We start from the raw sequence: 13,191 nt of genomic DNA, 5'->3' as shown, positions 1-13,191 counted from the left end.
CTCCGGTCTTACCCATTCAAGTCGCTGCGCTCCGGTTCAAACGGTTCAAGCCGTTCAAGCAGTTCAAGCCGTCGCGCCTAACGGCGCGTTCGTGCCGGTCTTCCGTCCCCGGTCCCCGGTCGCTTTCCATCGGGCATTTCTGTCCCTCCTGCTCGTCTTGTCTCGCTATTGCCCGGAGATTTTGTCTCCAAATTTTCAAGGCAAAAATGACCGTAGAGGACATGATCGGGCGTGAATGTCACGGAAGGGTGTCAAGTTTGACTCGTTGTCACTGCCGAGTCACGGTCGTTTTCTTCGGAAATGACGAAATTGCACAGGGTTACCCATTGGTTCGCGATTTGCTTTCCACCGGTTCCGTACAAAAAAGTACGTGTGCGAACAAAAATCGTACGATCAGGTGGAGCAAAAATCGTACGGTCAGGTGGAGGGGAGCTTGGAGCACAGCGGTTTTGGCCGGAAGTGGTACGCGGCGTTTACCAAACCACGGAGCGAGGAAACAGCCAGGTGTCACCTGGACAAAAAGGGTATCGAGGTCTTCTACCCCAGGCTCTTCCTCCCCATCGCAACCCGTTCCGGGCGCCGGGTCGTTTCACTTTTTCCGAACTACCTGTTCGTGCGAATCGACGTTTCATCCGAAGAATACTCGCAGGTCGTTTGGTGTCGCGGCGTCAAGCGGCTGGTGAGCTTCGGGGGAACCCCTGCGGTCGTGGAGGATAGCGTCGTCAATTTCATGCGGGAGCAGGCCGACCCGGAGGGGTTGATCGTAGCCAGATCGAGGCTCAAGGCGGGCGACGAGGTTGAGATAGCGAGAGGGCCGCTCAAGGGCCTGGTCGGGATTCTCCAGGAGCCCCCGGATACCCGGAGCAGAGTGAAGGTTTTGATGGAAATCCTGAGCCGGCCGGTCCAGGTGGAGGTGCCGGCCGAATGTATCAACATCGGCTGGGTGGCTCCGTGCCCGGCAGTGTCAGTGTAAAGCCCGGTGTGGTCAGGAATCGAGTATCGGTTCAGCTGTACGGCCTGAACGAGAGGCTGACAGAGCTGGCTCCGAATTAGGGCTCGCGAAGCCGGTTTCGTGCGTTCCGCGCTCGAGCGCCTTTCGCGGGCCTCTCGCGCTGAAGCCGGTACTCGAGTGTTTGTGTTTTCCGACGTCTTTTTCTTTTCGAAAACGGAGTGTGCCGTTATGGGCGGAGCTATGCCGAACGTCCGATTAAAAAGTATGCACGTGCAAACGGCGGCCGGAACCATTGCCGCGGTTATGCTCGGTGCCGCCGTCCTCCTCGTCTCCGCTTGCGGCAACCCCGTGGCCCACGTTCCCGAGTTTCCCGCAGCGAACATTTCCGCGTCAACCGTGGTGCCGCGGCTTCCGACCGGGCAATATCGACTGATACCCCTCGATCAGATCAGCATCCGTTTTCCTTTTCATCCAGAACGCGAACCGAAGGCGACCTCCTTTCCCGTCCAGCCAGACGGGAACGTCGTGCTTGACGAAATAGGTCCGATTCGCGCCGCGGGGCTGACGCCCGAGGAATTGGGGAAGGCCATCGCGGAAAGAGTGTCGGACCGGTTGCGGGACCCGCAGGTGGTGGTCACTGTGGTCCAGTACGCGCCGAGACGGGTTTTCGTAGGCGGCGAGGTCAAACAACCCGGCCCCGTCAACATCCACGACGGTATGACGCCCCTGCAGGCGATTTTCGACCGCGGCGGCTTTACCCCGACGGCACAGATGGACAGCGTGATCCTGATTCGCGACGCCGGGTCTGAAAATCCACAGATCGGAAAGCTCGATCTTACCCAGGCGATGGACAACGCAGCCCCCGAGCGCGTTACTCTCCTCGCCAACGATGTGATATACGTCCCGATGAGCGGCATCGGGAGGGCGGACCTCTGGGTGAAGCAGCACATAAAAGACTTGATCCCGTGGGAGCTCTTCAGGCCGCCCACGGCGCGGGACTTGATGTTTCGCTAGGCTTTCGGTGATTATATCCGCTCGCCTGACGGCGAGCTGCTGGCTGGAGAGCGGAATCGAGGAAAAACATGGCGTGGATTGAAATCGATGGAAAGCAAATACCGCTCCTGGAGCCGCCGGAAACGCATAAAGAGCTCCCGCGCAGGATTTTCCACGTCCTGTTCAAATACAAGAGACTGATACGCAACGTCTTTCTCGGCGTGAGCCTCCCTCTCTTGCTCATCGTTCTCCTTGCGCCACAGAAGTACGTCGGCGTCGTCAAGGTTCTCATCAAGCCCAGCCGCGCTTTTCTAAGCCTGACGCCGACGGGCTCGGACAACGCCGTGACGGTTCCCGCGTCGGCGGACGTTTTGATGACCGAGATCCAGCTGATACGGAGCCGCGAAGTCCTCGGCCAGCTGGCAAAGGAATTGCCTTTCCCGGACAGTGGATTCTTCGCCTACGGCTCGCCCTTCGGCGTTGAGGCGGTGCCCGTGCGCGGTACGAGCATTATTCAGATCAGCCTTACCGGGACCAATCCCGAGTGGACGGCCAAGGCGGTGAACCGGGTGGCCGAGCTTTATCAGGAACAGAGCCTCAAGGTGCGCAGAACGCAGGGTATCGAAAAGTTCTACGATGAGCAGGACCGGCGGTTGAAAGAAGACTTGATCAAAGCAGAGCAGGATCTCAAGGAATTTCAGCAGCGTGAAGGTATCGTGGACGCTGCCAGAGAGGTGGACGCCAGCCTGACCGCGCTGGCCGTGGTCGAGAAAAACCTGAAGGATACGGAGTCCACGATCAAGGAAACGGAAAAAAGGATCGCCATCCTCGAGCAGCAATTGAAAAGCCAGCAGCCTACCGTAACGGCCAGCAAGAGCATCACGACCGATCCCGCGTACGCCACGATCCGAAATCGTCTCACGCAGCTCGAGCTGGAAAGGCAATCGTTATTGCAAAGATACCTGCCCAAGGATCGTCTGGTCATGGACAAGGAACGGGAGATCGCGGAGCTGAAAAAGCAGCTCCAGGAGGCGGAAAAGACGACGGTTGGCTCGGAGAATATCGCTTTGAATAGCGTTCATCAGCGGATCCTGAACGAGCTTCTTTCGGCGAAGGTGCAGCTTCAGGCATTGCGGGAAAAGCGAACCGCGGAGGCTCAACAGGTCGCGTCGTACGCCGCGGTCGCTGCGGAAAAGAAGAAAAAGAGCTACGAGTACGAACGGCTGCAACAGGTTGTCAACATGAAACGCGAGGCTTTGGCCCTCTACAAGAAGAGGGCGGAAGAAGCGAGGATTTCCGACGCGATGGACGAGCAGAAATTCGGTAACGTGGTGATCCTGGACCGGGCCCGGCTGCCGCTGCCCTACGCCGGCCTCCCTACCTTTTTGTGGATTATCCTGATTGGTTTCTTCTCGACCGCCGTCTCGGTCGGCGTTGCGTTTGTCATGAACTATTTCGATCCGACCGTGCAGGATGAACTGTCCATCGAGGAAGAGTTCGGATTGCCCGTGCTGGCGACGATCCAGCATCACGGGGTTTGAGACGAGGGTGGCGTCGTGTATTTGAAGCACTTCGGCCTGCGTGAGCAGCCCTTCAACCTGACGCCCGATCCGCGCTTTTTCTACGACAGCCCGCTTCACCGCGAAGCCTGGGCGTCGCTTTACTACGGCATCAAGGAAAAGAAGGGCTTCGTCGTCGTCACGGGCGAGGTCGGAACGGGCAAGACCACGTTGATCCGCAAGCTGCTGCGGAGCCTGGAAGCCACGCACCGTTCGGTTTTCATCTTCAACACGTTGCTCTCCTTCGACGAGCTGCTCGAGTCGGTGGTTCGGGACCTCGACCTGGAACCCGCCCCCGGCCGGATCGCAATGCTGGAACAGGTGAACGATTTTCTGGTTGCGGAGGTCGGGAAGGGCCATACCGTGTCGGTGTTGATCGACGAGGCCCAGAATCTCGACGAGGACGCGCTCGAGGCCGTGCGCTTGCTTTCCAACCTGGAGACCGATCGGGAAAAGCTGCTGCAGATCATCCTGTCCGGGCAGCCGGAACTGGAGGCGAAGCTGAACAGCCGCGAGCTCCGCCAGCTCAAGCAGCGGGTTTCGCTCTGGTGCCGGCTGGACCGGTTGAGCCAGGCGGACACGGCCGCCTATATTGCTCACCGCCTGGCGGTTGCCGGGTATCAGGGTCCGGAGCTTTTTTCGAAAGCCGCGCTGCAGCTCATCTGGGAACGAACCGGAGGAATCCCGAGGCTCATCAATGCGATCTGCGACAACGCCCTGGTGACCGCCTTCGCGACGTCGTTGAAGACTGTGACTCCTGACGTCATTCACGAAGCGGCTCGTGATCTCCGGTTGACTCCGGAGGCCGGCAACGGTTCCTTGGAGGTGGAGGGGAGCAAGCGGGAGCAGTTGGCGAGAAGGAATCCCGGGACTCCGGTCGAGATGCCGGACAACAGCGGAGTAGGGCGAAGCCGCCGTGCTGAAGAGCCGGAACGACCCAGGTTCGCACGCGCCGCCGGCGAGGTCTTTCAGAATTTGGGGTTGAAGCAGGAGCCGGCCGCCAGGGACGCGCCCGTGGCTGAAGTTATGGAGGCCAGGCGCCCGTCCCCCAAAATGGCTGCGGTGGCGGAGCTGAAGGAGGTGAAGGGCCGGCCGAGCGAAAAAGAGGAAAACCCGTGGGTTGTACCCGAGCGTTCGATTGCGCGCCGCGGCACGGTCGAGCCGAAAGAAGACTATCGTGTCGACGAAATGGTCGTCCCGCGTGGGTTTTTTGACGGGTTGATCGCGGCACTGACGGACGCCATGGGGCCGATGGCGAACCTTGTGCTCGCCGAGCAAGTCGCCGCTTTGGGGGAGTCTTCGGAGCGCTTCCCGATCGCCAGATTGGCCGATCTCCTGCAGGGCCTCAAGTCGGAGATCCTGAGCGATCCCTTGCGAGCCGCGTTCGAGAGCCGGATCAGGAAGCAAATTCAGGAGTACACCCGTCCGGCGAGAAAATTGGGCAAGCAGTAAGAAGAAAAAACCGGTCGCGCCAAAAACGCCAAGAGCCCAAAGGAGAGGTGATTTTCTCGCGCCAAGCCCGCCAAGGGCGCTAAGAGCTGAAAACGCGCCCTATCTTCTTTGCGTACTTTGCGTCTTCGCGGGAAAATCGTGGTTCAAAGTTCGAGGTTCGAAGTTCGAGGTGCAGACCGAAGACCGCAGACCGACGACCGGCACGAACGGGCCGCAGGCCGCGACGGCTTGAACCGCTTGAACGGTTTGAACTGCTTGAACCATTATGTCTAGGATAGGCACGGGGAAACCGGAAGGCTTCGCCGGGAAATCGGGGGATCGATGAGTAAAATTTTCGAGGCGCTTGTCAAAGCCGAAGAAAAGCTGAAAGAGCAACAGACGAAGCCTGATCAGCCTTCGGTCCGGTTCACTCCACTCAGCCTCCTGCACCCGAAGCGGCATCCGATCAAGATCGATTTCGATCTGGATCCGCTGCTGGAGGAACAGTATCAGAAGCTCCGGCGCCGTCTGGCTCCAAGCCCCAATCATCCGGCTATCAAGGCAGTGATGGTCGCGGCGACGACCCACGGCGAGGGTGCGACGACGACCTCCGCGATTCTCGCATCGATGCTGGCGCGCTCCGGCCGTTCGAAAATTCTGCTCGTCGACGCCAACCTGCGTACCCCGGCGCTCGACGGGGTTTTCGACGGTGCCAAATTTCCCGAGGGGCTTTCCGATGTGATCGTATCGGACAAGCCTGTCGACAGCGCGATTTACCAGACCAACTTCTCCAACCTGTTTCTGCTCCCGGTGGGAAGGCCCCATTCGTCGCCGTCCTACCTCTTCGACGGCAATCCGATCTCGAAGTTGCTCGAAACTCTCAAGGAGCGATTCGATTTCATCATTTTCGACGGCGCCCCGCTCGACGGATATTCGGAGTCGTTTTTTCTTGCCTCCAAGGTCGACGGGGTGATTCTGGTCGTCGAATCCGAACGCACCAAGAAGCAAACGGTCAAGAGGATCAAGAAGGAGCTGGAGTGGGGGCCTGTCAACCTTCTGGGGATCGTGCTGAACAAAAAGAAGAAGTACATCCCTGAGCTGTTGGAGCGATTCCTGTAACAACACTTCGAAGTTCGAAGCGAAGAACCTATCACGCCAAGTCCGCCAGGGGTGCAAAGGCGCGGACCGGAGACCGCAGACCGAAGACCGACGACCGGCACGAGCACGCCGCCGGCGCCATTGAAATACCCTGTGTTTCTTGGCGAGCTTTGCGTCTTCGCGGGAAAAAAGATGGTTCGAAGTTCGAGGTTCGAAGTTCGAAGCATGGGACGATCCCGCCACGGGCGCAACGGACGCGAAAAAAAAGATCTTTCGCGCCAAGAGCGCCAAGGGAGTAAAGAGAAGATTTTTAGTCTCGCGCCAACGGCGCGGAAAAATACTCGCTCTTTCTTGGCGATCTTTGCGTCTTAGCGCGAGGAATCGTTCTTCCCCGTCTCCGCTCCCCGGTCCTCGGTCTGCTCTTTCTTCTCGGTCCTCGGTCTGCCGCGCAGCGGCCGACGGGTTGAACGACGGCTGAAAGCGGTATTCGCCAGTGGCGACCACTTACATTTTAGGCATCTCGGCGTTCTATCATGACTCCGCGGCCTGCCTTCTGCGCGACGGAGAGATCGTCGCCGCCGCTCAGGAGGAACGTTTTACGCGGCGGAAGGGCGATTCGCGTTTTCCGGTGAACGCGATCAACTACTGTCTCGAAGAGGGTGGGATCGACCGGGCGCGGCTGGACCACGCCGTTTTCTACGAGAACCCATGGCTGAAATGGGAGCGTCTGCTGGAAACTTACGCCGCCTTCGCCCCCGCGGGGTTCCGGTCTTTCGCGCGGTCGTTTCCGCGTTGGGCGGCCCATCGGCTGCGCCTGCCGGAAGTTATCCGCAAGGGGATCGGCGAGGGATTCAAAGGACGCCTGTGGTTTGCCTACCATCACGAGTCCCACGCCGCGAGCGCGTTTTTTCCTTCTCCGTTCGACGAGGCCGCCATCCTCACCCTGGATGCCGTCGGGGAATGGGCGACCAGCTCGATCGGGAACGGACGCGGAAACCGGATCGAACTAACGCACGAGATGCGATTTCCTCACTCGCTCGGAATGCTCTATTCCGCTTTCACGTACTACACCGGGTTCCAGGTCAACTCGGGCGAGTACAAGCTCATGGGGCTGGCGCCATACGGAGAGCCGAAGTACGTGGACTTGATCCTCGACAAGATCGTCAAGATCCACGACGATGGGTCGCTGTGGATGGACATGTCGTACTTCAACTACTGCCAGGGGCTCACCATGACGTCCCGGAAGTTTCACGATCTCTTCGGCGGGCCGCCGCGAAAGCCGGAGTCGTTCATAACCCAAAAGGAGATGGACCTCGCCGCCTCGATCCAGAAGGTCTGTGAGGAAGTGGTCCTGCGGGCGGGAAGGCACGCACACGCGCTGACCGGGATGCGCAATCTCGTCATGGCGGGAGGAGTGGCTCTGAACTGCGTCGCCAACGGGCGGTTGCTCAGGGAGGGGCCTTTCGAAAACATCTGGGTGCAGCCTGCCGCGGGAGATGCCGGAGGCGCACTTGGAGCGGCTTTCGTTGCCTGGCATCACTTCCTCGGGCAGCCGCGGCGTGCACGCGCGGGAGACTGTCAGAAGGGCTCGCTCCTCGGACCGTCTTTCGCTGCGCGGGACATCGAGCTTTTCCTGGACTCCGTGGGGGCGCAGTACGAACGTCTCGATTGCGAGGCCGAGCTGCTGGACCGGACGGCGAGGCTGCTGGCGGACGGCAAGATCATCGGCTGGTTCCACGGCCGGATGGAGTTCGGGCCGAGGGCGCTCGGGGCGCGCAGCATCATCGGAGATGCCCGCTCGCCGAGCATGCAGCAGACGATGAACCTCAAGATCAAGTTTCGCGAGTCGTTCCGGCCCTTCGCTCCTTGTGTCCTGCGCGAGTTCGCGCACGAATACTTCGAGGTGCGGGAAAACGAGGACAGCCCGTACATGCTTTTCGTTGCCCCGGTGCGGGAGAGGCACCGGGTTGCGTTGAGTACAGAGGAGCACGCGAAGATGAAGGACCCGGACCTCAGAATTCGAGTTTCCGTGCCGCGCTCGACCGTGCCGGCGATCACCCACGTGGATTACTCGGCGCGGATCCAGACGGTCGACGAGGAGAGGCACGGGCGGTTCTACCGATTGATGCGGCGCTTTTACGAGCTCACCGGCTGTCCTGTTATAGTCAACACGAGCTTCAACATCCGCGGCGAACCGATTCTCTGCACGCCGGAACAGGCCTATCGCTGCTTCATGGCGACCGATATCGAGTGTTTGGTAATCGAGAATTACGTCTTGATGAAGGAATGGCAGCCGGTAGCGTTGCGCGAAGACGCCGAAGCGTATAAAGCTCAGTACGCGCTAGATTAATCAATGCTCCGACCTCTTCCGTTTCCGCCCAGACGGGCCTTGCTTGCCGGGTACTCGATTGCGGCCGGACTGGTCCTGGGCTTGTCCTTGGCCGTTGTTTTATGGTTCGCTTCGGGGATGCCGGGGGTATACGCGGGTATTGCCGCTGGTGCGGTTGTCGGGGTAACCGCACGGCTGTTACCCGCAACCGGCCTGTTTCTCTATCGCGCCTATAACAAGAGCGTCCGTTTGTTTTCTTCGGCTGCCCGTGCGTGGATCCTCGCGGTTTGCTATTTTGTCATCTTTCGGGTCGTTGCGTGCGCCGGGAACAGGTTCAACTTGGCGAGTCCTCGCGACGGCCAGTCATCCTGGATCGCTGCGGATTCAAGGATTGACTCGCTGTCGCCTGTTTTCGGCCCCAGTGCAGGCACCGGCAACACCGCATGGATTGAATCCTACTGGCGTTGGTGCACGGAACCGCCAAATGGATGGGCGGTTTTTCTCATACCCTACATGTTCGCTCTGTCTCTGTGCAACGCCTCTGAAAAAGAACCCGAGAACCTACCGACCAGCATCTATACGCTGTACTGAGCCATGGGGACATTTCGGTTCATTCTGGCGCTCGCCGCCTCTTCGGTAGGTTTCATTTTGATCTTACCGGTGTTGCTGGCCATGATTCCGCTTGCGGTCTTGAGCCGATTCGCCGTGGTGATTGCCCGATGTCTGGAGCCCGGCATCGCGCGTTGGGGTGAGTTGATAGAATTCGAGCCGGAGATCGGATGGAAGCCAGCCGCGAACCTGAGCACCTTTCACCTTGCCGAGGACGTTTACCAAGTGAGCACGGATCGTCAGGGTTGGCGCGGAAAGACGGATCTCGAGCAAAGCGACGTTGTTGTTTTCGGTGATTCGTTTGCTTGGGGGTTCGGTATCGATGACAAACGGTACTTCGGCAACCTGCTGCCGGATGTGCGTATCAAAGCCATTGGCACGAACGGTTACAACATGGTTCAGGAGCTGCTCTGGATGCGTCGCCTGGCGCTGAAGCTGAAGGACAAATTGGTGGTATGGTTCATTTATTTCGGCAACGACCTGTACGAGAATCTCACTCCAGACATGTGTGGCTATAGGATGCCTTTTGTCCGTCCGCTGGACGGTACAAGGGAGTGGCAAATCGTGACCGACCATGTCAACGCGACGCGATGGCCATCCACTCCGGACGTCGACACGGCAATGCGGAACTATTACGGCAAGCTCGCCGACCTGTGCAGCCGTTCGTTCCTGTCGGCCAGAGCTTATCCGGCCTGTGCCTTTTTGTTGCGGCAGGGCGCGGAACTGTGCCGTGAGGTCGGGGCGGAGCTGGTCGTCCTGACTATACCCGATGTTACTCAGCTGACGCCGGCTGGCAGGCAGTTGTTGCTGCGACAGGGCGGGGATCCGAAATCCTTCGACGCAGAGCTTCCCGACCGGGAGATCGGCCGGATTTGCTCCGAGTTGGGCGTGAGGCATGTGGCGCTCAAGGATCACCTTAAACCGGAGGACTATAAGGTCGGAGACTGCCATTGGAATGCGAAAGGGCATCGCAAGGTCGCAGAGCTCCTGCGGGAATTGCATCGGCGGCACGGCGACGCTGCTGGCAACATCGGTTCAAAAACCTTGGTTGCGCCCGGCGACCGGGTCACTGTTCAGCCCAATGCGCTCTGAGTCGATTGGCGTACAGAGGGGTTCGCTGGCAAATCTCGTTGCGGTCGTTGTGCCGATGCATAATCGGAAAGAGATCACTGCCGACGAAGAGATATCCTTCAGGCACCTCATCCGATTTCTCGATAGGTACGACAAATACCTGGTTTTGCCGGAATCCTTGGATCTCCGGATCCCGGGTTTTCTTCAAAGGCACTTCAGCGATCGTTTCTTCGGCAGCATAACCGCACACATCCGGTTGATGCTTTCCCGCGGATTTTACGAGGCGTTCCGTGAGTACGAATATATCCTCGTTTACCACACAGACGCGCTGGTCTTCTCGGACCAGCTCATGCAGTGGTGCGAGTCAGGGCTCGATTACGTCGGCCCGCCGTGGCTCAACTGTCCGGACACGCCCTGGGTGAAAACCCCGAAGGTGGGAAACGGCGGTTTTTCGCTGCGAAAGGTTTCGAGCTTTCTGAAAATCTTCGATTCCCGCAGGTACGCCGTGGATCCGGAAGAATACTGGCGGAAAACCTATGCCTCGGTACCGACCCTTGAGCGCTACATGAACCTTCATAAGCGATACCTCAAGCGCCTTCGTTTCTTCAACGGAGTCAGGCGCGAGATGGCGGACTGGCCAAAGGTCTCTTGGCGCAACGAAGACCATTTCTGGTCGGACCGCGGCACTCATTATTTTCCCGAGTTCAAGGTCGCGGATTTCGACACCGGCCTGCGCTTTGGTTTCGAAGCAGCCCCCCGTTTGTGTTTCGAGCTGAACGGTCGCAAGCTGCCGTTCGGATGCCACGCGTGGCCGAAGTACGATAGGGCATTCTGGGAACCCTACCTATTGCGCTAACGGTTAACTGGTCGCGGTCCGGTTCTTTCGGGAAGGGGCGGAGAACGCTCGCGCCCGTTGCGCTCCGCACGGATTGGGCGCGTCGATTTTCAGTGGTCCGTTCTTCAGGAGGATTTCGCGACAAGCTCATATGGTAGCTGGCGTCTTCGAGAAGAAGTATCAAGGCCGGATCGGGGAGCTTTGGCAGTCGTGGAAGCACGCCGCGAAGGCAATCGGAGATTTTCAGGCGCGTTTGATTCTCGTTGCGTTCTATTTTGTCATTGCGGCGCCGTTCGCCCTATTGGTGCGTGCCGGCGACCCGCTGGCCCTCAAGTCAGGCTCAGCGCGGGGATGGAGGGCCCGGGCGGGAACATGGTCCGGGTCTCTCGAAGACGCGAGAAAGCAATTTTGATGAACGTCCTCGGAATCTCCTGCTATTTCCACGACGCAGCGGCAGCCTTGCTGCGTGACGGACAGTTGCTCGCGGCGGCGGAGGAGGAGCGCTTCAGCCGAAAGAAACACGACTACGAATTTCCCCAGCAGGCGATCGACTTCTGCCTGCGAAGCGGACACATTCGGGCCGAGGACGTCGATTACGTCGTCTTCTTTGAAAAACCGTTCGTCAAATTCGAGCGCCTGATACTGACGAGCCTGCAGATGTTCCCGCGCTCGCATCGCGTCTTCAGGGAGGCGATGATCACGTGGCTCGGGGACAAGCTGTGGATCCGTCACCTGATCCAGAGAAGGCTGGGCGTGCCGCCGTCGAAGATTCTTTTCAGCGAGCATCATTTGTCCCACGCCGCGAGCGCTTTTTACTGCTCTCCGTTCGAAGAAGCGGCGATTCTCACGGTCGATGGGGTCGGTGAATGGACGACGGCCAGCCTGGGAGTAGGGCGCGGGACGGAAATCAAGCTGCTAAAGGAGATCCGCTTTCCGCACTCGCTGGGGCTGCTGTACAGCGCATTCACCGCTTTCTTGGGTTTCGAGGTGAACGAGGGCGAGTACAAGGTGATGGGGATGGCGCCGTTCGGAGAACCGCGATACGTCGACAAGGTGCGCAAGGTGGTTCGCATCGGGTCGGATGGGAGCTTCGAGCTCGACATGGATTATTTTTGTTTTCACTACTCGACGGACAGGACCTTCAACGGGAAGTTCGAGGCTCTGTTTGGGCCGCCCCGTGATCCACAGTCTCGTTTCTTCACCGCAAGCAGCGGTTACCCTTCCTATTTCGGCGAGAAGCCGGGAAACTATCAGGAGCTTGCGCGGCAAAACCAGCACTATGCCGATATCGCGGCGAGCATCCAGGCGGTCATCGAAGAGGCCATGCTCCGGATGGCGAATCACGCTTACCAGGAGACCGGGCTCAAAAAACTCTGCATGGCGGGCGGCGTGGCGCTCAATAGCGTGGCGAATGGCCGCATTTTGCGCGAGACGCCGTTCGAGGAGCTCTACATCCAGCCGTCGGCCGGTGACGGCGGGGGCGCCGTGGGCGCGGCGCTGTACGGCTACCATTCAGTGTTGGGGAAACCCCGCGGCTTCGTGATGGAGCACGCGTATTGGGGAGAGGAACACAGTGCCGCCCGTGTCAAGGATTTCTTGGACCGAAGCGGAATTCCATACCGGCGTTTCGACGACGAAGAAAAGCTCATCGGTTACACCGTCGACCGCTTGCGGGAGGGAAAGGTGGTCGGCTGGTCGCAAGGAAGGTTCGAATGGGGCCCGAGGGCGCTGGGTAACCGCAGCATCCTGGCCGACCCCAGGCGGCCCGAGATGAAGGACGTGGTCAACGTCAAAATCAAATTCCGGGAGCCGTTTCGGCCGTTTGCCCCTTCGGTATTGGCGGAGCGGGCAAAGGATTACTTTGACCTGGCGTCGCCGGAGACGCACTATCCAGCGCGTTTCATGCTGTACGTGGTCGACGTCCGCGAGGACAAGCAGGAGGTCCTTCCCGCCATTACTCACGTCGACGGAACAGGCCGCTTGCAGACGGTGCGGCGCGATACCAACCCGAGCTATTACCGCCTGATCGAGACGTTCGGCGAAGCGACGGGTGTTCCGGTCGTGCTCAACACGTCGTTTAACCTGAAAGGTGAGCCGATCGTCAACACCCCGGAGGAAGCGTTCAACACATTCAGCCGCAGCGGCATGGACGTCCTGGTGCTGCGTGATTGCGTGGTGGAGAAGGCGAATTAAAGACCGGTAACCGGTGACGGGGGATGGGTACGGCGCGGGCGAAAAGCGGAAACAGGGTAAGGCACTGAGCGACCAGTCTTCGGTCTTCGGTCCGCGGTCGTCGTTCCCCGGTCCTTGAAAG

General features: G+C 59.3%; 9 protein-coding genes. All 9 read left to right on the top strand.

Annotated elements, in window-relative coordinates; all coding sequences use genetic code 11:
* Positions 1-433: 433 nt before the first annotated feature.
* The 9 genes from VNN77_09400 to VNN77_09360 all read left to right on the top strand — a co-directional run bounded on the left by VNN77_09400 (position 434) and on the right by VNN77_09360 (position 13,070).
* Complete coding sequence (locus VNN77_09400; GenBank protein ID HXG51604.1) at positions 434-973, top strand: transcription termination/antitermination NusG family protein; 540 nt, start codon at positions 434-436, stop codon at positions 971-973.
* A gap of 207 nt (positions 974-1,180) precedes the next feature.
* A complete protein-coding gene (locus tag VNN77_09395; GenBank protein HXG51603.1) occupies positions 1,181-1,966 on the top strand; it encodes a polysaccharide biosynthesis/export family protein in 786 nt (261 codons plus the stop codon).
* A 68-nt stretch (positions 1,967-2,034) separates the two neighbouring features.
* On the top strand, positions 2,035-3,486 hold the full coding sequence (locus VNN77_09390) for a hypothetical protein (GenBank protein HXG51602.1): 1,452 nt from the start codon (positions 2,035-2,037) through the stop codon (positions 3,484-3,486).
* A 15-nt stretch (positions 3,487-3,501) separates the two neighbouring features.
* Positions 3,502-4,956, top strand: a complete 1,455-nt coding sequence (locus tag VNN77_09385) for an AAA family ATPase (GenBank protein HXG51601.1) — start codon at positions 3,502-3,504, stop codon at positions 4,954-4,956.
* 321 nt (positions 4,957-5,277) lie between these two features.
* A complete protein-coding gene (locus VNN77_09380) occupies positions 5,278-6,054 on the top strand; it encodes a polysaccharide biosynthesis tyrosine autokinase (GenBank protein HXG51600.1) in 777 nt (258 codons plus the stop codon).
* A gap of 472 nt (positions 6,055-6,526) precedes the next feature.
* Positions 6,527-8,383 carry a carbamoyltransferase gene (locus VNN77_09375; GenBank protein ID HXG51599.1) on the top strand — a complete coding sequence of 619 codons (1,857 nt, stop codon included), beginning with the start codon at positions 6,527-6,529 and terminating at the stop codon, positions 8,381-8,383.
* A gap of 573 nt (positions 8,384-8,956) precedes the next feature.
* The gene (locus tag VNN77_09370) at positions 8,957-10,063 is read left to right on the top strand and encodes a hypothetical protein (protein ID HXG51598.1); all 1,107 of its coding nucleotides are present in this window, start codon (positions 8,957-8,959) and stop codon (positions 10,061-10,063) included.
* The gene (locus VNN77_09365; GenBank protein HXG51597.1) at positions 10,020-10,898 is read left to right on the top strand and encodes a DUF5672 family protein; all 879 of its coding nucleotides are present in this window, start codon (positions 10,020-10,022) and stop codon (positions 10,896-10,898) included. Before VNN77_09370 ends, VNN77_09365 begins: the two co-directional genes overlap by 44 nt.
* A gap of 390 nt (positions 10,899-11,288) precedes the next feature.
* Complete coding sequence (locus tag VNN77_09360) at positions 11,289-13,070, top strand: carbamoyltransferase (protein HXG51596.1); 1,782 nt, start codon at positions 11,289-11,291, stop codon at positions 13,068-13,070.
* Positions 13,071-13,191: the final 121 nt, after the last annotated feature.

The organism is Candidatus Zixiibacteriota bacterium (genome assembly GCA_035574315.1).
In the GTDB taxonomy this organism is placed as follows: Bacteria; Desulfobacterota; Binatia; order UBA9968; family UBA9968; genus DATLYW01.
This window is presented reverse-complemented; position numbering and strand designations above follow the sequence as displayed.